The organism is Anderseniella sp. Alg231-50, assembly GCF_900149695.1.
Classification (GTDB): Bacteria; Pseudomonadota; Alphaproteobacteria; order Rhizobiales; family Aestuariivirgaceae; genus Anderseniella.
The window spans coordinates 1,985,067-2,010,952 of record NZ_LT703003.1; the positions used below are offsets into that span (position 1 = coordinate 1,985,067).

General features: G+C 52.7%; 28 protein-coding genes and 1 tRNA gene. 16 read left to right on the plus strand and 13 right to left on the minus strand.

The window, feature by feature from the left end; genetic code table 11:
- Positions 1 to 133 precede the first annotated feature (133 nt).
- Positions 134 to 1,018, minus strand: a complete 885-nt coding sequence (rpoH, locus tag DHN55_RS09340; RefSeq protein WP_108881019.1) for an RNA polymerase sigma factor RpoH — start codon at positions 1,016 to 1,018, stop codon at positions 134 to 136.
- A 149-nt stretch (positions 1,019 to 1,167) separates the two neighbouring features.
- Positions 1,168 to 2,154, minus strand: a complete 987-nt coding sequence (locus tag DHN55_RS09345; RefSeq protein ID WP_108881020.1) for an RluA family pseudouridine synthase — start codon at positions 2,152 to 2,154, stop codon at positions 1,168 to 1,170.
- Between DHN55_RS09345 and DHN55_RS09350 the strand changes: the two genes are divergently transcribed.
- Positions 2,153 to 2,521 (plus strand): hypothetical protein, encoded by a 369-nt coding sequence (locus DHN55_RS09350; RefSeq protein WP_108881021.1) that lies wholly within the window; start codon positions 2,153 to 2,155, stop codon positions 2,519 to 2,521. The genes DHN55_RS09345 and DHN55_RS09350 overlap by 2 nt on opposite strands.
- A gap of 17 nt (positions 2,522 to 2,538) precedes the next feature.
- Here DHN55_RS09350 and DHN55_RS09355 read toward each other — a convergent pair whose 3' ends face one another.
- The 3 genes from DHN55_RS09355 to cysQ all read right to left on the minus strand — a co-directional run bounded on the left by DHN55_RS09355 (position 2,539) and on the right by cysQ (position 5,885).
- The gene (locus tag DHN55_RS09355) at positions 2,539 to 3,939 is read right to left on the minus strand and encodes a hypothetical protein (protein WP_337660093.1); all 1,401 of its coding nucleotides are present in this window, start codon (positions 3,937 to 3,939) and stop codon (positions 2,539 to 2,541) included.
- Between the two features lie 342 nt (positions 3,940 to 4,281).
- Positions 4,282 to 4,917: an EipA family protein gene (locus DHN55_RS09360; protein WP_108881023.1), complete on the minus strand. Its 636-nt coding sequence runs from the start codon at positions 4,915 to 4,917 to the stop codon at positions 4,282 to 4,284.
- 158 nt (positions 4,918 to 5,075) lie between these two features.
- On the minus strand, positions 5,076 to 5,885 hold the full coding sequence (gene cysQ / locus DHN55_RS09365; protein WP_108881024.1) for a 3'(2'),5'-bisphosphate nucleotidase CysQ: 810 nt from the start codon (positions 5,883 to 5,885) through the stop codon (positions 5,076 to 5,078).
- A gap of 195 nt (positions 5,886 to 6,080) precedes the next feature.
- Here cysQ and chpT point away from each other — a divergent pair, with 195 nt between their 5' ends.
- Both chpT and DHN55_RS09375 read left to right on the plus strand, forming a co-directional pair.
- Entirely contained in the window at positions 6,081 to 6,719 is a 639-nt protein-coding gene (gene chpT, locus DHN55_RS09370) for a histidine phosphotransferase ChpT (protein WP_108881025.1), read from the plus strand.
- Positions 6,720 to 6,722: 3 nt separating this feature from the next.
- Entirely contained in the window at positions 6,723 to 7,229 is a 507-nt protein-coding gene (locus tag DHN55_RS09375) for a GNAT family N-acetyltransferase (protein WP_108881026.1), read from the plus strand.
- On the opposite strand, the gene DHN55_RS09380 is transcribed toward DHN55_RS09375, so the two are convergent.
- Complete coding sequence (locus DHN55_RS09380; protein WP_337660094.1) at positions 7,210 to 7,689, minus strand: L-2-amino-thiazoline-4-carboxylic acid hydrolase; 480 nt, start codon at positions 7,687 to 7,689, stop codon at positions 7,210 to 7,212. The two genes, DHN55_RS09375 and DHN55_RS09380, sit on opposite strands and share 20 nt — an antisense overlap.
- Before the next feature lie 217 nt (positions 7,690 to 7,906).
- The gene (ctrA, locus tag DHN55_RS09385; RefSeq protein WP_108881028.1) at positions 7,907 to 8,596 is read right to left on the minus strand and encodes a response regulator transcription factor CtrA; all 690 of its coding nucleotides are present in this window, start codon (positions 8,594 to 8,596) and stop codon (positions 7,907 to 7,909) included.
- 451 nt (positions 8,597 to 9,047) lie between these two features.
- On the opposite strand from ctrA, the gene DHN55_RS09390 reads away from it, so the two are divergent.
- Positions 9,048 to 9,446, plus strand: a complete 399-nt coding sequence (locus DHN55_RS09390) for a flagellar export protein FliJ (protein ID WP_337660095.1) — start codon at positions 9,048 to 9,050, stop codon at positions 9,444 to 9,446.
- Between the two features lie 190 nt (positions 9,447 to 9,636).
- On the opposite strand, the gene DHN55_RS09395 is transcribed toward DHN55_RS09390, so the two are convergent.
- The 3 genes from DHN55_RS09395 to sciP form a co-directional block, all read right to left on the minus strand.
- On the minus strand, positions 9,637 to 10,362 hold the full coding sequence (locus DHN55_RS09395) for a hypothetical protein (protein ID WP_337660096.1): 726 nt from the start codon (positions 10,360 to 10,362) through the stop codon (positions 9,637 to 9,639).
- Between the two features lie 110 nt (positions 10,363 to 10,472).
- Entirely contained in the window at positions 10,473 to 11,069 is a 597-nt protein-coding gene (locus DHN55_RS09400) for a tetratricopeptide repeat protein (RefSeq protein ID WP_108881031.1), read from the minus strand.
- A gap of 300 nt (positions 11,070 to 11,369) precedes the next feature.
- The gene (gene sciP, locus DHN55_RS09405; protein ID WP_337660097.1) at positions 11,370 to 11,654 is read right to left on the minus strand and encodes a CtrA inhibitor SciP; all 285 of its coding nucleotides are present in this window, start codon (positions 11,652 to 11,654) and stop codon (positions 11,370 to 11,372) included.
- Between the two features lie 276 nt (positions 11,655 to 11,930).
- On the opposite strand from sciP, the gene mnmA reads away from it, so the two are divergent.
- The 4 genes from mnmA (at position 11,931) to DHN55_RS09425 (ending at position 16,108) form a co-directional block, all read left to right on the plus strand.
- Positions 11,931 to 13,100 (plus strand): tRNA 2-thiouridine(34) synthase MnmA, encoded by a 1,170-nt coding sequence (gene mnmA, locus DHN55_RS09410; RefSeq protein WP_108881033.1) that lies wholly within the window; start codon positions 11,931 to 11,933, stop codon positions 13,098 to 13,100.
- 86 nt (positions 13,101 to 13,186) lie between these two features.
- Positions 13,187 to 13,939 (plus strand): CDP-alcohol phosphatidyltransferase family protein, encoded by a 753-nt coding sequence (locus DHN55_RS09415; protein ID WP_108881034.1) that lies wholly within the window; start codon positions 13,187 to 13,189, stop codon positions 13,937 to 13,939.
- Between the two features lie 161 nt (positions 13,940 to 14,100).
- Positions 14,101 to 14,177, plus strand: a tRNA-Met gene (locus DHN55_RS09420).
- Positions 14,178 to 14,269: 92 nt separating this feature from the next.
- Positions 14,270 to 16,108, plus strand: a complete 1,839-nt coding sequence (locus DHN55_RS09425) for a tyrosine-type recombinase/integrase (RefSeq protein WP_108881035.1) — start codon at positions 14,270 to 14,272, stop codon at positions 16,106 to 16,108.
- A 169-nt stretch (positions 16,109 to 16,277) separates the two neighbouring features.
- Here the strand turns inward: DHN55_RS09425 and DHN55_RS09430 are convergent, their stop codons facing one another.
- Both DHN55_RS09430 and DHN55_RS09435 read right to left on the minus strand, forming a co-directional pair.
- Positions 16,278 to 16,577, minus strand: a complete 300-nt coding sequence (locus DHN55_RS09430) for a hypothetical protein (protein WP_337660098.1) — start codon at positions 16,575 to 16,577, stop codon at positions 16,278 to 16,280.
- 469 nt (positions 16,578 to 17,046) lie between these two features.
- Positions 17,047 to 17,394: a helix-turn-helix domain-containing protein gene (locus tag DHN55_RS09435; RefSeq protein WP_108881037.1), complete on the minus strand. Its 348-nt coding sequence runs from the start codon at positions 17,392 to 17,394 to the stop codon at positions 17,047 to 17,049.
- Positions 17,395 to 17,499: 105 nt separating this feature from the next.
- On the opposite strand from DHN55_RS09435, the gene DHN55_RS09440 reads away from it, so the two are divergent.
- From DHN55_RS09440 to DHN55_RS22280, 6 genes are all read left to right on the plus strand, one after another.
- On the plus strand, positions 17,500 to 17,937 hold the full coding sequence (locus DHN55_RS09440; protein WP_337660099.1) for a hypothetical protein: 438 nt from the start codon (positions 17,500 to 17,502) through the stop codon (positions 17,935 to 17,937).
- Between the two features lie 578 nt (positions 17,938 to 18,515).
- Positions 18,516 to 19,544, plus strand: a complete 1,029-nt coding sequence (locus DHN55_RS09445; RefSeq protein WP_337660100.1) for a hypothetical protein — start codon at positions 18,516 to 18,518, stop codon at positions 19,542 to 19,544.
- A 207-nt stretch (positions 19,545 to 19,751) separates the two neighbouring features.
- Positions 19,752 to 20,093 carry a signal recognition particle gene (locus DHN55_RS09450; RefSeq protein ID WP_337660101.1) on the plus strand — a complete coding sequence of 114 codons (342 nt, stop codon included), beginning with the start codon at positions 19,752 to 19,754 and terminating at the stop codon, positions 20,091 to 20,093.
- A gap of 56 nt (positions 20,094 to 20,149) precedes the next feature.
- The gene (locus tag DHN55_RS09455) at positions 20,150 to 20,587 is read left to right on the plus strand and encodes an SMI1/KNR4 family protein (protein ID WP_108881040.1); all 438 of its coding nucleotides are present in this window, start codon (positions 20,150 to 20,152) and stop codon (positions 20,585 to 20,587) included.
- Between the two features lie 434 nt (positions 20,588 to 21,021).
- Positions 21,022 to 21,711, plus strand: a complete 690-nt coding sequence (locus DHN55_RS09465) for a hypothetical protein (RefSeq protein ID WP_337660102.1) — start codon at positions 21,022 to 21,024, stop codon at positions 21,709 to 21,711.
- 134 nt (positions 21,712 to 21,845) lie between these two features.
- Entirely contained in the window at positions 21,846 to 22,253 is a 408-nt protein-coding gene (locus DHN55_RS22280; protein WP_337660103.1) for a hypothetical protein, read from the plus strand.
- Between the two features lie 101 nt (positions 22,254 to 22,354).
- On the opposite strand, the gene DHN55_RS09475 is transcribed toward DHN55_RS22280, so the two are convergent.
- A complete protein-coding gene (locus DHN55_RS09475; RefSeq protein WP_337660104.1) occupies positions 22,355 to 22,861 on the minus strand; it encodes a YrhB domain-containing protein in 507 nt (168 codons plus the stop codon).
- 139 nt (positions 22,862 to 23,000) lie between these two features.
- Between DHN55_RS09475 and DHN55_RS09480 the strand changes: the two genes are divergently transcribed.
- Positions 23,001 to 23,642 (plus strand): CPCC family cysteine-rich protein, encoded by a 642-nt coding sequence (locus DHN55_RS09480; protein WP_108881045.1) that lies wholly within the window; start codon positions 23,001 to 23,003, stop codon positions 23,640 to 23,642.
- 240 nt (positions 23,643 to 23,882) lie between these two features.
- Entirely contained in the window at positions 23,883 to 25,175 is a 1,293-nt protein-coding gene (locus DHN55_RS09485; protein WP_108881046.1) for a SecDF P1 head subdomain-containing protein, read from the plus strand.
- The last annotated feature ends 711 nt before the right edge of the window (positions 25,176 to 25,886 follow it).

The window sequence follows — 25,886 nt, forward strand, 5'->3', positions numbered from 1 at the left end:
AGTAACTTTCCGGGTCGCATTTTGCATCAAATCAGGATGATTTTTGGCTGAATCAACCAAAAATCATCCCTTGATCGTGTACGGAGTGTCGGGGCAGCTGCACGGGGTCTGCCGAAACCGTTTCGCCCTGGGGTCAGGCCAGCATTTCGGCTGATGCCTTCCTGACGGCTTTTTCCACTTTTTCGTAGGCCTTCACCTCAATCTGGCGAATGCGTTCACGCGAAACTTCAAATTCCTGCGACAGGTCTTCCAGTGTCAATGGATCTTCCGACATGCGGCGGGCTTCAAAAATACGCCGTTCGCGTTCGTTCAACCCGTTCATGGCCTGATGCAGCAGCTTGGAGCGCATATCCTGTTCTTCGCTTTGCTCATAGGCCACATCCGGCGTTTCGGTATCGTCGACCAGCCAGTCCTGCCATTCGCCGCCGGATTCGCCGTCTTTCGACAGCGGAGCGTTGAGCGATGCATCACCACCCAGGCGACGGTTCATCGAAATCACATCCTGTTCCGGCACGCCAAGACGGGTTGCAATCTCGGTCACCTGATCCGGTTTGAGATCGCCGTCCTCAAGGGCCTGAATCTGGCCCTTTACCTTGCGCAGCTTGAAGAAAAGTTTCTTCTGGCTGGCAGTCGTGCCCATTTTCACCAGTGACCAGGAGCGCAGGACATATTCCTGGATGGATGCCTTGATCCACCACATGGCATAGGTGGCCAGGCGGAAACCTCTTTCAGGTTCAAAGCGCTTGACCGCCTGCATGAGCCCGACATTGCCTTCGGAAATGACTTCCGACACCGGCAGGCCGTAGCCGCGGTAACCCATGGCAATTTTCGCCACCAGGCGCAAATGACTGGTTACCAGCTTGTGCGCTGCGTCACGATCTTCGTTATCGCGCCAGTTCTTGGCGAGCGTGTATTCCTCATCGGGTTGCAGCATGGGGAATTTACGGATTTCCTGCAGATAACGCTGCAAGCCGCTTTCACCGGACAGTACCGGCAGATTGCTACCTGTTGTTGTCATTGTTTTTGTACCTTTCACCCCGGCAGGGGTAATTTCTGCCCTAAGTTAACCTCGATATAGGCAGTGAAGCGTCTGATTTAAAGGCTTCAGCGGCGTAATAGCATTACAGTTTGGTCACGTTTGCATGACTTTAAACCTTTACGTCAAGGTCAAATTTTATCCAAAAGATCCTGCATGTCGTCTGGTAACGCAGACCGGAACAGCATTGGATCACCTGTTTCGGGGTGCTCGAAACCCAAAGTTTCGGCGTGCAGCGCCTGGCGAGACAGTGTTGCGAGGCTCTCACGTGCTGCATCATTGAGTTTGCTGGCGGACGCCGTGTGGCTGGACCCGTAAACCCTGTCTCCCAGCAAGGGGGTACCGATATGGGCCAGGTGGACCCGGATCTGGTGGGTTCTGCCGGTTTCCAGCCGGCAGCGCACGAGGGAGGCTGTTGTTTCTCCGGACGCCGGCAATGAACGTATGGTTTCGTAGTGGGTGATCGCCTGGCGTCCTCCGGACTTTGCCACCGCCATCTTGATCCGGTTGGCGGTGCTGCGGGCGATGAGCGTGTCGATGGTGCCGCGGCGCGGCTGGGGCTCGCGCCACACTATAGCGAGATATTGTCTGGACAGCCGGCCGTCGCGCCCGTGCGCGGCAAACTGTTCCGACAATGAACGGTGTGCCTTGTCGGTCTTGGCAACCACCAGCAGGCCTGAGGTTTCCTTGTCGAGGCGGTGAACGATGCCGGGCCGCTTGACACCGCCTATACCCGACAGGCTGCTGCCGCAATGTGCGATCAGTGCATTGACGAGTGTACCGGTCCAGTTGCCCGGACCCGGATGCACAACCAGACCGGCAGGCTTGTCGACAACAACTACCTGATCGTCTTCATGCACGATTGTCAGCGGGATGTTTTCTGCACGAGGTTCGGGGTCCTCCGCTTCGGGAAGAATGACGGAAACAACAGATCCGGGTTTGACCTTGAATGAGGCGTCGACTATGGATGTGCCGTCCACGTTCACATGGCCTTGCGAAATAAGCATCTGGAAGCGGGCGCGGGAATGGTCGTCACTGGCCTGACCAAGTAGTTTATCCAGCCGTTCGGTGGCTGGTCCATCGTGGGTCAATTCGAATATTTCTTCCGGATCAGGCATGGTCAATAACCAGGTTTCAAAAAATTCAACAAAGCCAGATGATGATGATGACCTGCCGGTAGGAGACTCACCGGGGTTTATCTTTCTCAAGATTGCCGTCTACACGATGGGTCTGATGATTGTAGCGGGTTTTGCGTTTCTTATCTACACGCTGGTCAATCGGGCCAGTACATTGCCGCCTCCGATGGTGAGTGCGGAAGAAGCGATAGAACTCGCGGTGGGGCCAGGAGAAACAGTGCAGTCAGTGTCGCTGAACAGAGGCTCTCTGGCCATTCATGTGCGCCGCCCTGACGGCAGCGAAGCCATTATTGTCTACAGCCTTGCCAGGCAGGGCATCGTGCAGCGCCTCAACATCAAGCCGCAGTAACGCCAAAAGCGGCTGCGTCATGAATTTCCGGGCACATCGCTGTGCAGCGCCCTGATGCGCTGGGCCAGCGAGATGATATTGTTGTTTCCCGCATTCGCGCCTGCTGCCAGGGTCTTGCCGACAGGCTGACTGTTGTCCTGGGCCACCGCCGTGACCTCCATGGACGAACCCGGCAACTTGACTTCAGCCATTGCGACAGGTTCGGCAATCTCGGTTTCAGCTCCAGATTTAGCCTTGCTGGCTTTCGCAGACGCAGACTGTTGCTGTTGTTCAGCCGATTTTTCCTGCGGGCCGTCAGCATCTGATTTCGCATCGTCAGCCGGTTTCTTTGCGGCCTTGTCCTTGGCGGTGTCTGCGGGATCGGACTTCGGATTCGCCTTGCGGGCTTTAGTGGATTTCTTGGTTGCCTCTGCCTTTTCATCCTCTGCCTTTTTATCCTCCGGTTTTTCGGAAGTGGCAGGGTTTTCGGCGGCGTCAGCATCCATATCGGTGTTGTTCTTGTTCCACATTTCGTCCAGGCGGGACAACTCTTCGGTCAGGGTTTCAGTTTCACGCTCGGTCTCGATGATTTTCTGCTCAAGCTGCTCGCTCGCGTTTACCTGACCGGACTTGAGCAGCATGTCCTGATTAGGAGTGGCCGACTTTTCATTCGTCTGCTTGGATTTTGTCTTGCCGGCGGCAGCGACCCTGGCATCGGCTTCGCGTGACCGGTTTATCTGCTCGCGCAAGATTGCCAGTTCATCCTGCTGCACTGACAAATCCTGGCGTTGTTCGTCAATTTGACGGGTGAGGGAGTTCATTTCCTCAATACGCTGGCGCAGTCTTTCCTGGGCATTCTCGAACTTTGACGACGCCATTCCCGTCAGGTCGGCCGAGGCCGGAGGGTTGTCGCTCTTGAGCGTCTCAATGATGAACCACTGATCCGAGACCTTGGCTTCGGCAACTTTCAGCTTGCTTTGCAATTCGATGGATATTTCTTCCTTGGCCTGCAGAAGATCCTTCGCCTGCTGGAGCAATTCAGTCCGGTCCGTCAATTCACGCTCGAGTGCAGTTATCTGCAAGCGGAGATTGTCGGCGTCCTCGTCACGCTTGGTCAGTTCATCATCGCGGCGGCTGATTTCATCAGCCAGGTGTTCGATGCGGTTTCTGTTCCGGGACGCTTCAGCCATCTGCTCGGCCATGCGGGTTTTCAAATCATCGAGCCGCAGCTGCAGGCGTCGGCCCTGCATGGCGTATTCCGCCTTCAACCGGTCCCTGTCTGCCCTGAGCTCGGCAATGGCCGACGGCGCGCGACGTTCAACCCGGCGTTTCCCGAGACTGACTGCGTAAGTCCAAAGCCCGCGTACAACCAGCAATCCAACCAGAAGCGCACCGACAAACCCCAGTGCAACCAGCATGATAGTCTCAATTTGAGACATGAGTCCTCCAGAGGGCAATGACCACACAATTGTCGGATGGGACCCAAACATGCGGTGCGCCACAAACGACTAACAAATGGTAGTTCCGGCAACCTACCTGTCGAATTAGATTGCCAGAGCGTCAATCGTAGTACACTGCACGATTGGTGTGAAGGTTAATTGTGCGATAGCCCGTGTTTATCGTGTTGAAAAGCAAAACTCCCACTTAGCAAGCATGTAACTCACAACCGGATTCCATGCCTTTTCCCAAAGGCCGGCTTGGGCGGGGACGTGTGCGAAGGCAAGTATACTTCCGCCTGTCCCCATCCCGGCGTTATCTGCACCATACAACTATGGCGAGCGTCAAAACGGGTTCAGTGTGGGGTATTCGGTGTATTTTAGGTATCCCACATTGGCACCGAGGCGAGCGCCGACGCCGGTGCGGATCGGCGCCAGTTTGAGTTCTTCGTTCGACTGAAAGTTCACACCCAGCCCACCGACCATGTAAGCGGACCCTTCAATGCCAATGAAACGGTCATAAATCTGGGTTTCGCGGTTGATGTTGTACACCAGAACCAGGACCCGGGAGCCGTTGCCGCCAAGATCAAACCCGACAGACGGGCCCTGCCAGTAAACCTTCTTGCGGGTGCCGTCCTTCATGAACAGGATGCCTTCCCCGTAGCGCAGCCCGCCAAAGAATGCGCCGGAGGCCTCTTCACCGATGATATAGCCGGACGGACGGCCTGCCTGTGAAAACACGGTCTCGACAGCCTTGGCAACGCCCTTGGTGGTGGTGCCGAACCAGCGATGGCCGCCCTGGACAATTTCTTCCGGGCTGTATGTGTTTGCCTCGGACTGCTCATATCCCGAGCGCGAGTATGACGTGCCGTCGTCGGCATCTGCGCCGCGCGCCTGGGCACGGTTTTCCAGGCCTGACAATGTTGAAAATGCTGTGATGGAAAGGCTCGCAAACGCAGCGAGCGCGAGGATACGTTTCATATGTTTTACTCACCTGATACTGACAAACTCAAACAACTGCCCAGCCATCAAGGGCAGTAAACTCAGATCAGTATGCGTGATGAGGCGTTAATGGACCGTATACGATTAACAAAATATTGCTGAAACAGAAGATTAAGAATGCGTTCAGCATGCAAGGTTCAGCAGCCTTGCGCCGACACCGACGCAATGAAAGCGGGATTGTCGAAACCGCGGCCTGCCTTGCCATACCGAAGCGGTTCTCCGGCTGCCTCGAATACCTCGCCACCTGCGGCAGCCAGCACCGCATGACCGGCCGCGGTGTCCCACTCCATGGTGCGGCCAAAGCGCGGATACAGGTGGGCCTTGCCGCTGGCCAGCAGGCAGAATTTCAGGGACGAACCGGCAGGCACAATTTCCGCAACATCGCGTTGTGCCAGCCAGGCATCGGTTGTTTCATCACGATGTGAGCGGCTGGCAACCACCTTGATACCTGATGCCGGCAATGCCGGGCATTCGATACGCTGCAGCGCCGGGGCCGCCGGAAAACTCTCGTCAGCTTCCAAGGAAGTTTCAAAGGCGCCTGAAACCAACTCACCTGCGTACAGGGTCGACAGGGCTGGTGCATACACCACGCCGGCAATCGGGGCGGCATCGCGTACAAGTGCGATGTTGACGGTAAACTCGCCATTGCGGCTGATGAACTCGCGCGTGCCGTCAAGCGGGTCCACCAGGTAAAATTCCTGCGTGACCTGAGGCGTTGCACCGGCAGATACGGCTTCTTCCGCGATTATGTTGGAGGTCGGGTCCAGCCCGTTCAGGCCTTCCAGAATGATGGCCTCTGCTGCGATGTCCGCCTCGGTTACAGGCGAGGCATCCGCCTTGCTGGCGACCTCGAAATCGTCATTGTAGATTTCCATGATGCGCGCGCCCGCCGCATGCGCGATTTTCATCAGCGACAGCAGGTGCTGTGATGGTTCGGGGATGGTCATGAAGTTGATTCGGCTCACATTTTCACAATTTTGACTTTGCCGTAAACAAGGCGCTGGATGTTCTGTAGTTGAATTGTTGAGTCGGAACAAGGTGTTGTTGCAATCCGGTATTGCCGGGTTGGCAGGGCTTGGCACACCCCGCTAGACTCACGCCGGGAAATCAACAGAAGACAACCGTAAGAGGGACCCTGTTTCATGAAATTCAACGCTGTGTTGAGTGATCTCGACCTTGCAGCACTGCTATGCTCGAAAGTCTGCCACGATGTCATTTCACCGGTTGGCGCCATTGCCAACGGGCTCGAAGTACTGGAGGACGAACAGGACGCTGAAATGCGTGACATTGCCTTTGATCTGGTGCGCCGGTCATCGCGGCAGGCATCGGCAAAGCTTCAGTTTTGCCGCATCGCCTTTGGAGCCGCCGGCTCTGCGGGATCCAGCATCGATACAGGTGACGCGGAAGACGTGGCCAAGAAGTTCATCGGTGAAGACAAGATCACGCTTGAATGGGAAGTTCCGCGCGAAATTCGCCCGAAGAACCAGGTCAAGCTGATCCTGAACCTGGTCATGCTGGCGATTTCATCCATTCCCCGCGGCGGAAAGATCACCATGGGTGTGGCTGATGGCGGCGGGTTGACCGCGCGGGCCGAAGGCAAGAACGCCAAGGTGCCCGAAAAGACCCTGGTCATGCTGGAAGGCGATGCGCAGCAAGATGCCATGGATGCCCGTCTTGCCCAGGTTTACTACACTCTGAGACTGGCAAATGAGTGCGAGCTTGATCTCACGGCCGCCAATACCGGTGAGGATGCGGTTGAATACTCAGCACTGCCTGCTTGAGCAATGGACCCTGAGCTTCAGATCGTTGAAGGATACAGGCCGGGAGCCGTGGCGGCGATTACCGCTCACCACATCAACTATTACGCCCAGGAATGGGGGTTCGGGCTGGCGTTTGAAACCAAGGTGGCAATTGAGTGTGCGGCGTTCCTTCAACGCTATGATGAGCGGCTCGACCGGGTCTGGCTGGTGGTCCGGGATGGCGCAATTGAAGGATCTTTGATACTGGACCATGACAAGTCCGGCGAAATGCATGATGGCCTGCACCTCAGATGGTTCATCATGTCAGACAGGCTGCGCGGGACCGGTTCCGGGCGGGCGCTCATGAAACGGGCTGTCGAATTTGCAGACGAGGCTGCAGGCGGCAGGGTGTGGCTCACAACATTTCGCGGCCTGGGCGCGGCCCGGCGGTTGTATGAAGATTTCGGATTCCATCTGGCAAGCGAAGTCGAAGGCGAGACCTGGGGACGGACTGTGCACGAGCAATTGTGGCTCAGGCATCCTCATCCCTGATCGAATAACGAAAGTCGCAATGGGATGCGCCCTGCATGATGGTCTGGGTTCTGATCAGCGAAATACGGGCATCATAACCTTTGCAGAACGTGCCGTCGCGTCCGCACGACAGCAGGTGGCCAATGTCGGCTAATCCCATTTCCTTATACATTTCAGCATATTGGCAACGCGTTACATTGTAATTCACGTTGCTTTCGGTTTCTTCCAGCATATCAACCTCAAGGGCGCCATTGGCTTTCCACTGGGGCAGCAGGGCATGGAAACTTTCCAGAGAGGTGTCGCCACCTTCGGTTTTTGCGTAAGCGGCACCTTGCTCGATGGCATTTTTGGTGATGGCTGCTGAAATGATCTTGCGGGCCTTTTCGTCACCGATTTCAGCCTTCATCTCTTCGTAGATCGGCTTGATGATATTGGCTTCTATGCGGCGTTGCTCAAGAATCGGCAGGTCGGTTTTGCTCATTGATGAAAACCTCATGGGGTTCTGATTGCTTGTTGTACCAGTGCCATGGGGGCGGGCGGGTTACAAGCCTGGTTTTTGCGGACCAGCCGGTGCACGCGCCAGATGGATATTGTGCCCCAACAACCAAAAAACCCCCGGCAGAGCCTCGCCGGGGGTGTTCTGGTGCCGTCATGGTGCACATGGCACCCTTCAGGTCCGCACTCGGTTTTCGGTGCTGTCAGGCGGCAACGTCTTCAGTTTCGCGCAGTACATAACCGCGACCCCAAACCGTTTCGATGAAGTTCTGGCCATCTGCTGCTGCAGCCAGTTTCTTGCGCAGCTTGCAGATGAACACGTCAATGATCTTGAGTTCCGGCTCGTCCATGCCGCCATAAAGATGGTTCAGGAACATTTCCTTGGTCAGCGTAGTGCCCTTGCGCAGACTCAGCAGTTCCAGCATCTGGTATTCCTTGCCGGTCAGATGCACGCGCTGGCCACCGACTTCCACAGTCTTGGTATCCAGGTTGACCTGCAGCTCGCCGGTGATGATGACCGACTGCGAATGGCCTTTCGAACGTCGTACAACTGCATGGATGCGGGCAACCAGTTCGTCCTTGTGGAACGGCTTGGTCATGTAGTCGTCCGCGCCGAAGCCGAGACCGCGTACCTTGTCCTCGATGCCGGCCATGCCGGACAATATCAGGATCGGTGTGTTGATTTTCGCCACCCGCAACGTCTTGAGCACGTCATAGCCGCTCATGTCGGGCAGGTTGAGATCGAGAAGGATAATATCGTAATCGTAAAGCTTGCCGAGATCGACGCCTTCTTCACCCAAGTCCGTAGTGTAACAGTTAAAGCCGTCCGACTTGAGCATCAGCTCGATGCTCTGCGCTGTTGCAGAGTCGTCTTCAATCAACAGAACTCTCATCCGTAACCCCTTAGTATGCTTGTCCCGCACCGGGCGACGGCCCTGTGGAACTTTCCGCCTGAATTAGTTGGCCATCGTGACCAGATCAAAACGCCTGATTAACTCTATGGTCACGATAAACGCCAAATGGTTAACAAAACCTAATTCCCTCAAAAATTAGAACCGGTTGGGTTCATTTGTTCAGACTGCTTGTCACTTTTTCAGCTCGCCGTCGCTGATTTTGCGGATTGCATATTCATAAAGGCCGAATTCTCAAAAAGCCGTAGTCGGAATCAAAAAACCAGGCACGGTGTTTTCGTTTACCGCCCCTTAAGCCTGATCGTTCATCATACTCGTGATAACTGGATGAACCGACGCTAGTTGATTCGATTGAATCTGGCCAGCGGAGGTTTCTCAAATACTGGTTCTTCTGGTTGATTTTGTTTGTTGCGTTTAGTGAGTGAGGCATTCCATGCGGTCTAAAGACACGCTTTTGCGCCTGCATCGTTTCCACGTTGAGGAGAAACGGCGCCAGGTTGGCGATATAGAAATGATGATGGCGGACTTTCGCCGCAAGCAGGACGATCTGGACCAGCAGATTGCTTATGAAGAGCAAAAGACCGGTGTCAGCGATCCGGCAAATTTCAATTATTCAATGACTGCCAAGTCAATTCGCAAGCGGCGGGAAAACCTGCTGGCAACGATAGACGATCTGCAGGCACAGCTTGACCGGGCCAATGAAGCGGTTGCGGAAGAAGAATCGGAACTTCGCAAGGTCGAGCTGCTGGCGGAAAAAGATGCAAGTCACCGCAACGACATCAAGATGATCGGCCGCCCGGCAGACAATACTGCCAGCCGCACGAAGCACTAGAGCAACATGGGTTCACTTGAACCCATAAAGTTGCTCTAGCACTCTGAAAGCGATCAGTTTTATGATTTTTGATTGATTCAATCAAAAATCATACTGATCTAGTTCCAGGTTATGGCGGGGTCAGCCCGCCTCAAGGTTCAACATCGACGGCCCCGGTTCACACGGTTTTGTGTGCCGGGGCTGTTGTAGTCTATGTAACCAGACAGTGGGGGCGCAGTTTGTCGTATATCGGCCGCGCCAGGTCGGCGATGCGGGCCAGATCCGCGCCGAGTGCCGGATAATCGGTTTTCGGATCAGCAAAGCCCGACGACTTCCATGCAGCGTTGTACCAGTGTTTTGCCCACACGCCGTCATAGGGCTTGGGACCGGGCGTCCATGACAGCATCGCCGGCTCAAACGGAATGCCGATTTTGTCACACAGGGTTCGCAGGCTGCCGGCCGGGTTGGAAAGGACATCCTCGCAGTCGATGACTGGTGGCGCTTCACCGAGTTTGTCCGCCACCATGTTGAACAGGTCCAGCTGACGCTCGAACCCGATATCGGCGAGCGTGACCTCCTCGCGTTTGGCCGAATAACTTGCGAGAACCCGTTCAGGGCTGCGGATCAGGAAGACATTTGAAAGCGGCAGGCACCAGCGCCAGTCCTGACCGGGCAGCATGTGATGGGTCATATGCTTTTGATAAAATACCGGTGTTGCCGCACCAGGTTTTGCCAGGCACATGTCCACGACGGCTTCATAACCGGTTTCACCGGCGGCAATTATCTCTTCGCCGACGGGATGGCTGATGCCGCTCGCCGCCAGATAATGCGCGTAGAAAGGTTCATCCCAAACCCTGCAATCCGCGCGACTGGCGAACGAATACATCATCGCGGTGGAAATGTTGCGCGGGCCTGACCACATGGCGATAGTTGTCATCGGTTCGTGACCTTGTTGAAGACCGGTGATGGAGGGCGCAATCCGGGTGCGGAGCTCACAACTTCACACATGTCCGCACGAACCCCTGTTCTGAACCCGTTGCCCGGTTTCTAGCTGGTGACTTTTTTCATGGCGTTTCTGACGGCCTTGTCGTCCGGCGCCAGTTCTGCGGCGCGAAACAACAGCTCGGCAGCCTTTGTCTTGTGTCCGATATCCATGTGGCACAGGGCCTGCGCCTTGATGAGTTCCACATTGTCGGGCTGCTGGGCGGCAAGTTCGTCAAAGATCTTCAGTGCTTCGTCTGCCCTGCCAAGTTTGCCGAGACCACGGCCCTTGTGGAAGCGTGCCTGGGAATTGTCCGGGTCAAGATGCAGAGCGCCTTCCAGTGCCTTGAGGCCGGCAGCGGGCTGTCCGGCTGATATCTGCAGGCTGCCCAGGTTCACCAGCGCCAGCAGGTTTTCCGAATCCAGCAGCAGGCACTCTGCATAGGCGCGTTCGGCCTCCTGCGCCTTGCCCTGGTTGTGCAGAGTGACGGCCAGCATCAGCCGCAGGTCCGGGTTCTTGGGCCGCAGTTCAACAGCGCGGCGTGCGAGGTTTAAAGCAGCCTCGGGTGTCTTGGACGCGTGCAGCTGCTTCATCAGGTTTTCGATTTCCTGCGAGCCGGCACGGGTGCCGACGCCGGACATTGAGAGTTTGTCGGATTTCATGGGTCATTCGTTCCTGCGAAAATTGCAGGTGAACCTAGAGCCTTTCCGACCTAAATAGAAGGGTTTGATGGAGAAAATCAGCTCACTCCGCCAGGCACAGTATGAAGCGCGATATGGGGGCATCGGACAAGCTTTGCGACGCTGCCGATGGGCCCACCGAAGGCCGGTTTTCTGCGCCCACTGAACAGTGTTACGCCTGCAAGACGTCATATGGCTGAAATGACAGTGGCGCGGCAGCCCCGTTTCGGGAAGCTGCCACGCCACCAAGCCTTAACCTCTAATCTGCCGAAGCAGGGACTATCAGTTTACGCGATAGTCCTGAATGCGTGTTGTACGCAGACCCGCAAGACCATGCCGGTCGATAGAACGCTGCCAGCTGAGGTATTCCTCAACCGTCAGTTTATATCGCCCGCATGCTTCTTCGAGGCTGAGCAACCCACCGCGAACGGCGGCGACAACTTCTGCCTTGCGACGGATCACCCAACGATGGGTGCCCGGCGGCGGCAAATCAGCAATCGTAAGAGGACTGCCATCTGGACCGATGACGTAATTTATACGGGAACGCAACTGACCTGAATTACTCACTAACTTCACCTGATACGCTGGTACTAACTGGAGATCAATTTACCGGGTTGGCGTTTATAAAGGTCTAATCAGATACGAACAATTGGCAAACAAACCGGCGGAACTGGATCAAAACGGTACAGTCCGACTGAAACACCGTGTGCTTACGGACAAAAAGAAAACTGTTGCAGCCAGGTACGCGCTGACCATATCTAGTGTCTTGACCAAAGGGTCCTGACCTGCGCCTTTCACAGGCGTGCAGCACGTCAGGCCTGCCCAGTCGACCATCGAGGCATTATGAATATCGACGGAGCGATAATTGAACGAGTGCGCGACGCCATCGGGCTTGATCCGGATGGTGGACGCACGCTTGTGGTTGCGGCCATGTCGGGCGGTGTGGACTCAACGGTTGTGGCCGGGCTTTTGAAGGCGGCAGGCTACGGTGTGGCCGGCATTACGCTGCAGCTGTACGATCATGGCGAAGCGGTGCGCCGAAAAGGTGCCTGTTGTGCAGGCCAGGATATTCATGATGCCCGCAAGGCGGCCGCAGCGCTTGATATCCCGCACTATGTCCTGGATTTCGAAAACCGCTTCAGGGACGCCGTGATCGAGGAGTTTGCCGATGCCTATGTGCGTGGCGAAACGCCGATCCCGTGTGTTACCTGCAACCAGACGGTCAAGTTTGCCGACCTGTTGACGCGTGCCCGGGCGCTGGGCGCTGCGTGCCTGGCCACCGGTCACTATATAAGGTCGGTCGCCCGTGATGACGGAACCGGTGCGCGTGATCTCAGGACCCCGGAAGACATGGGCCGTGACCAGAGTTACTTCCTGTTTCAGACGACACAGGCCCAGGCCGACTACCTGCGCTTTCCGCTGGGGTCGTTCACCAAGGACGAAACCCGTGACATGGCGCGCGCCATGGGGCTTTCAATCGCCGACAAGCCGGACAGCCAGGACATCTGCTTCGTGCCGGACGGCAATTATGTGTCTGTCATCGAGCGGTTGCGGCCGGAAGCCGGTGAGCCTGGCGATATCGTGCATGAAGACGGCCGCGTGCTTGGCCGCCATGACGGCATAATTCATTTCACCATCGGGCAGCGTCGCGGCATCGGCGTGGCGGCCAGTGAACCGTTGTATGTGACCGGCCTTGAGCCGGCGGCGGCACGGGTAATTGTCGGCCCGAAAGACGCGCTGGCCCGGCGGGTCATCAGGCTTCGCGACGTAAACTGGCTTGGATCGACCGGTTCACACGGCCAGGTCAGGTCGGAGAATGTGTTCGTCAAGATACGCTCCACCAGGCCGGCCGTGGCGGCCCGTCTCGTTGCAGGCGAAGCAGATGAAGTCCAGGTGGTGCTCGATGAACCGGATTTTGGCATTTCCCCCGGCCAGGCCTGTGTATTCTACGAAGCGCAGGGGCAGGGGTCCCGGGTGCTGGGCGGCGGCTATATTGCGGGCACACTTCGATAGTAGTGTCGCGGGCCGGCATGGCCAGCTTGTGGTCGAGCGGCGTGCCGACTAGTGACATTTGACCGAATATATGACATCCCGGTTCCATGAGTGACAAAAGTGATCACAAGGATTTGCCCAAGAAGGATGTGGCTGCCGCCTGGGCGGTGCATGCCTTTACCGCATCCGGCATTGTGCTGGGCTTTCTGGCGCTGGTTGCCATCCTGGAAGGTGACCGCATAGCTGCTTTCCTGTGGCTGGGGCTGGCCCTGTTCGTCGACGGAATTGACGGCACCCTTGCCCGGCGCGCCCGGGTCAGCGAGGTGACGCCGCAGTTCGACGGGGCGACACTGGACAATGTGATTGATTATTTCACCTATGTCGTGGTGCCGGCGATGATGGTGTACTGGTTCGACCTGGTGCCGGCAGGCTGGGAAACCGCCACGGCGGCCGGTATCATGGCGGTGTCCCTATACACCTTTGCCAATGCCGGCATGAAGACGTCTGATTATTATTTTGCCGGTTTTCCGGCGTTGTGGAACCTGGTGGTGCTGTATTTTCACATCATGCAGACCGATCCGTGGGTCAACCTGACGGTGATCGCCATATGTGGCGTGCTGACCTTCGTGCCGTGGAAGTACGTGCATCCGTTGCGGGTTCGGGACTGGCGCGCGGTCACCATTCCGATGACGGTGCTGTGGGGTGGTACGACGCTGCGGCTGCTGATTGTGTCCAAGGATGACACGGCGCTGAACGCATCGCCGATTATTTTCTGGCTGTGGGTGGCCGCGTCGACGTATTTCCTGGTGATCTGCATCGTGCGGTCACTGCGCCCTGAAGCCGATGAGGCCGAGGAATAGGCACAGTGTTGGCCGGCATTGTGTGACCAGTGCTTGACTTGGATGGCCGGAGCCTATTATACCGCGCATGTCCTTGCCGGAGGCCATTGTTTTTCTGTCTCCGGCACCGGTTCAAAAACCTTGCAGATCAGATGTTTTTGCACAAGGAACCGGTATATTGGGGCGGGGTAGCTCAGGTGGTTAGAGCAGCGGAATCATAATCCGCGTGTCGGGGGTTCAAGTCCCTCTCCCGCTACCAAATTTTCCTAAGTGTTTGTTTGGCAATCAAAACGTTGATTTAGAACGTCTTTTTTCGTGCTGCTGGTACCATTTTGTGGTACTAATTGAGGTATGGAAGACGTGCCAAAATTACGTTATCTGACAGGTTCAGGGCCAACTGCAAAGTTTAAGCGTGCAGTGCCAAAACATCTGCGAAAATTTGTTGAAAAAACTGCTTGGGTTGAGCGAGTTTCAAATTTGTCCAGCGCTGAATTGAAGCGTCGAGCTCCCTTATTTGCAGTGGAGACCAATCAACAGATCGATGTTTTGGAACGGCGTTTGGCAAAGGCTGCGAGTGAAAGTTCCACACCTACCATTTCCGATGACTGGGACCTATCTGATAATCAAGCTCGGGAGCTTGCAGTTGGGTATTTTGGTTCTCGTCAAGATGAGATGTTGAGTTCATCTTTTTACGTTGTTGATGAAGATGAAGAGGCATTCGACGACATTGCCCTTGATGTTGCTGCTGAACTTCGTGAAGCAGAGCTGAACAAGTCCGGAGAGTGGCGATACGCTGAGGCCGCAGCGTTGAGAATAATGCACGAAGCCGGGCTTCTGGATGCATTGCCAGAACGACGAAGTAAAGATTATCGAGAACTCTCAAAATTCTGGGTATCAAAACCCGGCTTCCGGAAACTCAGCGACTATCTTGCACGTGCGGATGTCGAGTTGGCGCAGCGTCGACTGACATCTTTAGTAAATGGTAGTATCGCGCCGATTTCTGACGAGCTGTTTGACGGATATTTAGAACAGCAGCGAAAATCGTCACCACCAACATCCACAACCTTGAAACAACTGGTTGATGAATTCATTGAATATCAAGGACACGGAGTAACTCGTTCTAGGCGGGATCAGTATGTCATTCCGGGCAGAGCGATATCGGAGTGTCTCGGCCCAACTCGTAACATTAGTGAGCTTAAGCCCAATGACTTCAAATCGGTTTTGGAATTGTTGCCACGGATACCGGCCTACGTAACAAGGCACTACAAAAACTGTTCACTGGAGCAGGCATCAGTGGCCTTTGAAAAGGAAAATGGTGAGCCTGCCAATCGACATAAAGAAGCTCGAAAACACCTTCAGGTCATTAAGCAGATGTTTGAATTTGCCGCTGACCAAAGTTGGATAGAAACTTCACCAGTCGAGCGATTGAAGCTCAAAAGGTCGCCTGCAAGGCAGTCCAAATCTGCCGCATCGCGTGAGACTTATGAGCCGTACGACATAGAGGACTTAAGAATGCTCTTCAGTACGCCGTTGTATTGCGGTTGCTTGAATGACGGAAACGGCGTGAACAGGCCCGGCGACCAGATCATCCGACGAGCCAGGTACTGGGCACCTATCATCTCACTGTTCACCGGAATGAGGTTGAACGAAATACTCCAACTTGAAACCGCAGATGTTCGAAACCAAGAGGAAGGAATTTGGTACATCAGTGTGAACGATGAAATTGTGGGTGCTTATGAGCAGGGTACTTACAACAAGCGGTTGAAGACGGACAACTCTCACAGAGATATACCAGTTCATCCGTTCCTTTTGCAGATAGGGTTTCAAAAATGGGTAGCAAGGCGGCCTGTTGACGGACGATTGTTCCCGGAAGCGGTTTTAGGCGGTGCCGAAAAACTATCAGATAATTTCTCCAAGAAGTATCGATCCTTTGCGAAGGCCGCAGGTGTGTACGTCCCTAGGCGAAAGGTGTTTCATAGCTTCAGGAACACATTCAATGACGAACTGCGAAGGGTTGGTGTGTCCGGTGAAATACGTGAAGCACTGAATGGCTGGCAGCCGCAACGTGCGATGGACGCGAAGTACGGTCGAGGTTTCCCGATGACGATGCTCTACAAAGAGATTGTAAAAGTTACATACGATGGCTCGGATCTTGACCATCTCGTGGACCATCATCTGTTATTGGACTAGGAACAAGATCCAATAACCGGGCAGGCGCGGACGACCGCTCCGAGCCCTTCGCAGACTTAGGGAACTAGGATGCGAGTTGGCGATCCGCCCCAATGCAGCCGTTCGACATCCTTCTATGAAGCGTGCATCATGCCTGACATCGAGTTATCCACCCGTCTAGAAACTCTGCCTACTCACTCAACAGCCAACCAAACAATCTGCCAAGAAAGTAAAGACTCAGCGTCAGCGATACAAACAGAAGCAATACCACGACCAATGAGTTTGTGATCGACCGTGGGTCGTCACTGAGCTTCTGGGTACGGCGATCATCCAAGAAGGTGATCAACACTAAAGGAGCTGCGCCGATGGCTGACCAGACCATGCCCTCGCCCAACATTCCCGATAGGACTGCTCCTAGGGGCCAGATACCGTAGAGATAGGTGTTGTACGCCATCCAGGCGACGGCGTTTTCAGTGCGATCATCGATCACAATTGATCTGCCCCCAAGTTACCTTGTTCACAAATTAGCTCTGTTCATGTTGTGATCCATCCTGGAACGAGTTGCAAATTCCATCGGTGTGAGCCCATCGAGGCTCGAATGAGAGCATACAATGATCTGCGTGGATGAGTAGCTCACATGTCCGCTCCGACCCAAGGTGGACATCGGAGACCCCAATGAGTGTGGCAGGTTTGTCCGCGCTGCGGTCATCCGCACTTATTCGATCAACGGCCATGACCCTAGGTACAATAGATGGTCCATTCAGAGATCAAATGGGTACAATTGGACTGAACATATCAGACTAGCAAGCATTCCTTATGGCAGCTATGGCCGACTGAGAGCAGTGCCATAAGCAAACAGAGAGCTCTGGACAACAGGTAATCTTAAGAAAATCGCTGCCCCATCTGCGCATTCTCCATCGGCGTGGTGGCTCTTTGGACCACGATGCTCGATATTGCGGTTAGTCTCTTTCACTATCGTCGCGCGACTGAAGCGCCTCAAGTAACCCAACTGCAACCAGCAGGTCCTGTTGGCTGAGTTGGCGCAGAATGTCACTCGCTTTTGTGAATGCATCGCTTTCATGTTTTCGTGCTCCGAGCCTAAGCCCATCAAACAAATCAACTGGCTCCAAGGATAACGCGTCCGACATTGCTTCTATTGTGATGACGGAAGGCCAAGTTTCTCCTCTTTCGATGAGGGACAAGCCGTCCACCGAACGATCAATCTTTTCTGCAAATTGCTGCTGTGTGTACCCGCGCTCTTTACGCAGCGTGCTCACTCTGTTTCCCAGTGCTTGTTTGAGGTCCATATCCGTAGATTGAACCCGGCTACATTACGTATGAACCGAATTAAACTACGTATTTAGACTGTCATTCGTGTTTTCATTCCGGTAATATGGTGCCGGCACCGATTAATGAAGCGAGTGAAAGGCAGTTTTATGAAATTGAAGATGGCGATGTTTTTTGTAACAGTTGTCATTGGCAGCAGCGCCGCCCCGGCGAAAGCCGCGAATGAAGTGTCCGTAAGGCCGCTTGCCGAGAAAACGCTGAAGGGCATCCAAGACGCAGAGAAGGTCTTGTATTACGCGATCAAATCCCGCGATGCCGCAGCTATCAAAGACCGTGTAGTCTGGCCGCTCCTCCGCCTGATGGGAGATTGGCCAACATATGCGGAAGCGGTAAAAACGGAAATTCCTCTCTTCGCTTGTAACGATGCGGCTGACCATCTGCGCAATATGGCGGAGTTGATGCTAGAACCTGATGATGCGGAAGTTGCAGAAACCCGTGACTACCACATTTCAAAATACAAGATTGCAATCGCGAGCTGTGAGAAGCTCATGTCGAAGGAATAGGATTTGCGGCCTTGCAGTATCAGCTCGTAACAAAAGCACTTTGATGACAGTGAATGCAGTTTGCCGCATGCAACGTCTAAATGGCAAAAGTGGCAGACTGAGAGCAAACGTGCTCGGCTTAGTTCTTCTAGATTGCCGGTGGACCATGAGGTGTTTGCGCTGAAACAGAGCGTCAAGCGCCTGTGAAAACAGCAACCAACTTGGTCTTACCTGGAGGCGTTGTTCCAACGAATATGAGTTCGTGACATCGCTTGTATCGCCTGCTTCTATAGTGGGTAAACAAGCTTCAACAAAATCTTCAATCATTGTCACGAAAACCGAAACATCGACTAGCGCCTCTTCGTCAGCTTGTACCTGGGTACTCTGTGGAGCCAAATCGTTGTTGGATTGATCGATTTGAAGTGGCCTTCGCTGCGCAAACAATCCAGACTGACGAAGTAGACCAGTTCCAGTTGCATATCCAACGGCTGGGCAGGCAAAGCGATGTGTTTGAACTAACTGAGTGGGGTAACAGAACTCGGCTGACTGTCGATAGTGGGCGATGGTTGGTAGGTGGTTATATCGATGTAACACGGAGTATGGATCGGGAAGATTGCCTGACTGTGAAAGTGACCCTCATCCTAAATGGGATCAGGTTTCTTGCTTACAATTATCGTTACATTGCAAACCTCGATGAATTTGAGATCTGCGAATTGTTGGAAAGACGGTCGAGTGTCCGGGAGGCCATCGAAGGAATTACATTCAACAAGAACGACAACCATTTGAGAGAGCAAGCGGCTAGAGCTGCTCACAACGCTGATTGGCCATCCGTGATGCTCAGCTACATGGAGGCTGTCGCAGAACTCCTGCAAGATGAGTTTGCTTATGATGACGGTTCTCCCGTATTGGAGTTGCTATGGGACGGCTGGACACTGAGGCAACTTGAAGCAGTATGGGAGTTTCGATGCCGCAAGGCAGGTGAAGCATTGAGGACGGCTCGGGATGTTTCGAATGCAATGCTTGACGCCACTCCCGGGGCACAAGTCAAAAGCGAAAGGACACCTGATGGTCGGAAATCCCAGATTGGAATTGCTCCCCTGAATGCAAATCGGAAATTGGTTTGTTATGCTAAGTCTGAAGATCGGGTACGCCTCGAACTACGGTTCTCGAAAAATATACGGCGAGGACTTGGCGACCGTGCACGCATTGCTCAGTATCCAAATGATGGCCTGGAAGCCCTGTCTCAGTTCATTGAACTTTTGCAGGGTGCGGCGGCTGAAAAGACATCTGTATATCTGAGGCAACTGCCGATGGACCGGGTGGGGGTAGAACCATCTTCTGAGTTGCTGGGATTACTAATCGCCAAGATTGCTCAACACACATCCGGCAATGTCGCATATCTACATCACGTCATAAGACCACTGATTGCAGATGGGCAACTAGAGACGGATACCAATATGAATGACGGCAGAATAAACCTCAGACGTCCGATAGAAGGTTTGATTGAAGGAGGTGTAATTCGGCGGCTCCGAACCCAGTCTCGCGAGCGCAGGCATGTCTATGTACTGACAAATAAGTACCGATCATTGATCGCGAAAATAGACGACGCCATGCCAGACAAGTATTAGCACCGAGGTAGATTGATCCTTAGGGCGTATGGGGAAGAGAACTGAGCGTGAGGACGTCAGTCAAGGGCGAACGTAGTGAGCTCTTTGAGGCACCCTTTACGGACGTCCTGAGCACAGTACACTGAACCCAGACGACCTAAGGATTTTGCTAGCTCACTATACAAATATTACTGGCCATCCTAACACGAAAATTTATTGGAAAAGCGAATGAAAATCAAACAATGCCTAGTGTCTAACGCGTTGGTTTTGTCGCTCCATTGGATGATCGTCCCGGCGTCGGCAGATAGCAGTCTGCAGTCCCTCACAATCGCCACCGAACTTGGGACTGTATTGGCGTCTGAAGAGTTTTGCGGGTTAACTTACAAACAAGATGCCATCGTTGCCTTCGTAGAAGAGAAAGTAAAAGCCGACGATATGGGATTTGCTGGCAACCTGGAGATGCAGGTTATGGGATCAAAAGCCCTGTTCAATGAAATGGGCCAATCGCAAAAGACGGCACATTGTACGCAAATCAAACGTGTTGCGAAAAGCTACGGTTTCGCGGACTAGAGTGTTTGTGTGTTAGTCAAACCTCCTCAATCGAGCTTACCTGGAATTAGGTCTATATGGACATACAAGAAACCCTCAGCCAGCCATGTCGGATTTGGCGTTCGAAGAAGCCGGGAGCAAGCAGTGAACAGTTAGATCAATTGATCTCAACATCACCTCAAGAAGTGCCAATCGAGTTGTTGCAGTTGCTCAGTTTCTCAAATGGCGGTGAAGCGGATTTAGCTTTGGAACCCATGGTTTTTGTCATTGATCCAGTGGAGGAGATTATCGAGAGTGTTCAAGACGAGTTTCTTAAAACCGAGTTTTCAGGTTTTTTGTTTTTTGGTGGAAATGGCGGGCTTGAGAGATTTGCGATAGATCTCCGTGAGACAAATCAACCCCATCGAATTGTGGCAATCGACACAATATCTGGACCGGACAGCGCAGAAGAGATCGCTCCTGATCTGAAGTCTTTTGTTAGTGCCATTGGGTTCGAATACACTGGAAAGATGTAAGTTTTGTTTGTCGGATCAACCATCAAAATCACCCGGTTGGAGTGCTGTTGTGTCGGGTCTTAGGACAGCATTGGAACGTGCTATTGATAAAGCCGACCCGGATGCTTTCGAGGAAGCTCTGGGTGCTTGTTGGCAAGAGAGAAATCTGATTGGGTTGTGCCCCGTATTGATCCAAGCTCTTCCTCAGGATTGGCATTTTCGCCACGAAGATGTAGTGCTCGGCATTCAAGAATTAAGATGCGTGGATGCTATAGGCGTCCTTGAAGCAAGAGCGACCACGTGTCCGGAGTATCTTCTGTGGGATGAAAATCATGCTCTTGCGCGGAAGTGTACCTGGGCGCTTGCGGATATCGGGACCGAGGAAGCCCAAGCAGCGTTGGAACGCTTGGTCAGGTGCGAGACCCCTCTAATCGGCGCCTTCGCACAAAAACGGCTTGATCGATGGCAATCCGAAATGTCACGGAAAAGACGACGTTGAACAGAAAGAACGACCTTATCCTAGTGAGAGGCTTCAATTGAAAACTGTGGTTCCAATCGACTTGTTTTCCAATGAAACTTGGTATGGCGGATTTTATGAAGCGGCAGTCATTTTGGGCAAATGCAGCGACAACTTTGCCGACCAACGATTGCGTTCAGCTATTGTAGCGACCTGGTCTATCGGATCGCAAACTCTCGCCAGCAATCGTTCAACGAATGATTGCAATACGGAAACGATTGAGAGAATTCTAAACCTGCGAGGCTCAATGTCTCACGACACGTGTGGTTTGATAGCAATCACGACCGTGGTCGTGCGGGAAACCGACTGCGACGATGGAGAAGATTGGCTCTATATTGGCATTCCGCTCGGAGGGTTATCGAGCACTTGTCCCGCTGTCGGTGGTTGGCCCTTCGGCGATCGTGAAAACAGCGCCAGTTGGCGTGAACCGATTGAGAATGCTTTGGCTGGGATCGCAATCGAACTCGCCAAAAGCGTTTCATTTCAGGCGGCGGCGATAGGTTATGAAATAGCGGGCATTGTTGATAATGATATCAGGAATGGCAAAATCCCTTCTGATCGCCTGATTGGTTATGTGATCCCGCGGCGTAATTCGTATCAATATTTTCCAACCACTCGCTGGGATTGATCGTCTAAATGTGCCCCAGGTCATTGGCGGATACTAACTGCTCAATTACCATCACTAGAAATATTCAAAAAACAATGATAAAATCAAATAATAAACAATTAATTTTTGTTTAGTTTTGAATTATGGAGGTGAATATGCGACATCGTGAAGTAAATGGTTACCCGAATAGACGAATTGCTCATCTAAAGCATGATGAGAAACTATCGGTTGAACAGGTGGATGAAATCAGAAGACGTTACCGACACCATTCAAGAGATGCAAACTGTCGGGTGCTTGCGGAAGAATTTGGTGTCAGCGCTACAACCATTCACAACATTGTCCGTGAAAAGAAATGGCGCTTCGGTGATTGGCAATTTAGAGATCGATCTCTTGAACCAAGAAACAATCGGTATGTACCGACCCAAAAAGCACATCGAAGCCTGGAACGACTAAGCAATGGTTTGATAACGGTTGCGCCATCAAAATATCAACTCACCGAAATGTATGAGCGTATTCTGAAGTTGGCTCATCCATACGAGGAAAAGGCAAAGATCGAAGAATGAGATTTTGGCATTATTAACCCGTGAGTGTGCCGATTGGATGTCAGCGAAAACGACAGCTACACGGACAAAGCTCACATCAGTTGGTTGTTTACTCCCAAGTTCTATTCAGCATTCCGGGAAACATCAAAGCCTAGCTCGTTCAGCCGAGTTGCGAGGACATCGGCGCTAGCGACATCTTCACAGCGAACGTTTGGACGACTTCCATCAAGGCATTGGTCCACGACGCTCTTTGCTTCTTTTAGACCCATGTTGGCGCCCACTTTTATCACCTTGGTGGCCTCAACCTTTTGTACACCTTCCCTCCATCCATCCAAGGTCAAGCTTGGCCCTGCACCTCTGTGCGGGTCACCGGTTAGAAGGTAGTTCTCAACATAGAATTCAGTTGGGTACGCGGTTCCCAAGCATATCAAATTTCCTGTGCTTTTTTCCACAAGCAAAGGTGCGTTGCCAACCAACATGTCCTCAAACTTGCCCGAAGAAAGATAGGCGGCACTTTGATATCCAAAGATCCACCCATATTCACCTTGCAATATTGGCTTTTCATCCAATACGACATTTTCAGAAAGGTATTTCTGAGCTATGAGAACAGCTTCGTTTAAAGAAATCAATTTCCCGCTCGCAACTAAAATGAAAACGCTACGCTATGTGGCAAGTTTGCGACGGCAGGCCTCTAAGTGCAACGTCGTTATAGGTTGAAGTCGTCGGTCGCGCACGTTCGAGGATTTTTCGGTTTAGTTGGGAGCTGAAATGAAGTCGATCACTAGACAGAAAGCCATTCGCCTTCTTGCTTGGCAAGATATGAAAAGGCTGAACAATGAACAACGAGATGATGAGCTCGTTAATATGTCTGCTGCGATTTGGGAAGATCATCCAAGTTGGTGGCAGTTACCAACAGATTTACGACAAGAGATAGAGAACAGAGAATTTGATGACGCTGAAAGCAGCCGTTTTGATGAGGCTCTGACATTGTCACTTGAACTCGAGTACCGAGGTGCAACCAACCTGTTTCTTTTGAAGCAAGCGAAGCTACTCGACAGTGAAGTCGAACGTGTGCTGGGGGAGTTTGACGAACTTGTAAGTTGTCCGTGTTGCGGCCTCCGAACGATAACCAATCGTGGGGACTATGAAATATGTCGAGTGTGTTGGTGGGAAGATGATGGCACCGACAACGAAGATGCCGATGGAGCCGGATGTGGACCCAATGGTGATGTAAATCTAACTCTCGGTAGGGTGAATTTTCTCCGCTACGGTATCTTCGATCCGGAGCGAAAAGATCTCGTAGAAATCCAGCACCCTGCGAACAAGTATCCTTCGGGGCGCAAGTTCGAAATCGATCCAGGAACCAACGTCATTGGTGAGGTTGGCACCGGTTGGAAATCAAAGCTGTAACGGCTTAGAATTGAAGTTCTTAAATTCCGCGAATGTCAAAGACCGCAAGTACTTCAATTAGGGTGAAAATTCACAAGCGCAAGGTTACCAACTTTTGAGATTGGAACTCAGTTTCGGCTCTCATGGATACCATGCAATTGAAAGATACGATATGAAGATTGTTGACAATCAACCACCTCATTGTTGTTCGTTACTATTCGTATTTAGACGTTTTCGAGTGTTCTCGGGAGCGCGTCAATAATGCCTATGCCACGACAATCATTGATGCAACCGAGATTGCATGAAGTCTGTAAAGCTCCCGCACAACAAGGAACGTCGCCGCTCCCAAATGGGGCGATTGAACTAGTCGATATATATGGTAATCCAATCATAATTTTCGAGAACCCTATCTACCAAGACAGATGGGTTGAAGACGCAAGAATTTGTTTGGACAAGCAACGTGGCGAATATGCAGTGCATGTGTTCTTGACGCACGCGGGTGCCGATTGGATGTCTGAGTATACGCTTGATACAATTGGCAAGCAGGTAGCGATTGTCGGCGCTGGGCGCGTGTTCTGCGCGCCGCATGTATTCGAACATCACCCGAGCGGCTCTCTACAAATTAACACCGGGAATGATCTCTCTGACGCAAAAATCGTGTGGGCTGGTTTATTAGGCCGCGACGATCATTCGATGCAAAAGACTGGTTCGACAGGTTGTGGGGAGCCCGGCAGTGGTGTTGTCACAGATCCGTCGAAGATAGAGGAGTTAAAGACAAAACATGACGAGCAAGCCCTTCGCTATCTTGACCAAAAAATTGCAACGGATAATGGAAACCTGCCAGCGTTGAGACGTCGTGCTCACCTGCTGCAGTCTAAACTGGTTCATGGAGCAGCGATTGCTGATCTGGACAAGATTGTCGAGAGCCATCCCACCGATCTTAACGCGATCTGTCAACGTGCAAGAACGAAATTGGAAGCGGAAGATAGTCTCGGTGCTGTAACTGACTTCGAGTTTGCACTATCAAACGGTGTGGATCGCGAAATTATCGCAGAGGAACTGGCGGGCGCCTACTGCAACGCCGGGCTCTATAACAAGGCTTTGTCCGAGTACACGAGGCTATTCAATGCGTGGAGCGACACTCCGATGATGCAGGCGGGTTACTTGTTCGAACGTGGGCAGGTGTTCACCGACCTGGGCAGGCATGACGACGCGATGTCTGATTTCACTAATGCCTTGGAATTGTTTCCAGCGCCTCGCGATGAGAAACAAGTTGACTTTGCAAGCCTGTCATTCATATCCCAAGTGTGGAATGCCATGGCATGGTGTCAGCTCGAAACCAAGGAATTTGACGCAGCGCTTCAATCTTCTAACCGCTCTTTGCAATTTGATCCAAAGAACTCGGACGCACTGGACACAAGAGGGCATGTTCAGCTTCGTCTGAAAAAATACTCGCTGGCCATCGCAGATTTTCAATCAGCGTTAGCAATCGATCCAGAACTCTGCGAAAGCCAAGAAGGGCTAAACGTTGCCATACGACGTCTTCCAGAATGACGATACCTTCCTGGCGCTTGGCGGTCATCGAATGCACCCGGGTTCATTGGGAACTGTTTCAACCTGTTTGAATGTAACACTTTGTGGAGAACACTGAATGAAGCGGAAAGTAATTCAGGACTTCGCAAACGTATGCAACCAGATGTTCCTTACATCTCATAACAATTCAGACCGCATAAATTTCGTGATATTTGGAAGTGGTATCATAACAATGGATTTTCTGTCCCAGCGATGCACCCACAACAGGTTGACTATCTGCCCGCTGTTCTACTGTATTAGCTACCGGAAATGGTTAGGCGATCAGTGCGCCAAGCACGGCATTGATTTCAGTATCCTTGAGGCAGTTGAACTTAGCGTCACGTTGGAGGTGAAAATATCCCGGATTGTTGACCGCTCAATGACATGGATGACTACATTCATGGAATTTGATTGTTCAAGCAGAATTGTTGCCTACAAAAAAGAATACACTTCGAAAATGTCCGACTGCAGCGCTATGGGGCTAAGTCAGATAATCCCAGGCCACGAATATTGATGCGCGCATCATAACCCATCCCAGAATTTTGGGGCCTTTCCCTGGAACCGGAAGATTGTCTCATGACGGTTGCGCATTTTCCGTGCATTGGCAATCATTGAGCGAAAACCGGACCGCTTTAGACCGGTCACTAGTAGGTGCAATATTGTGCCAAATGCATTCTAGCGAAGTACTGTCAT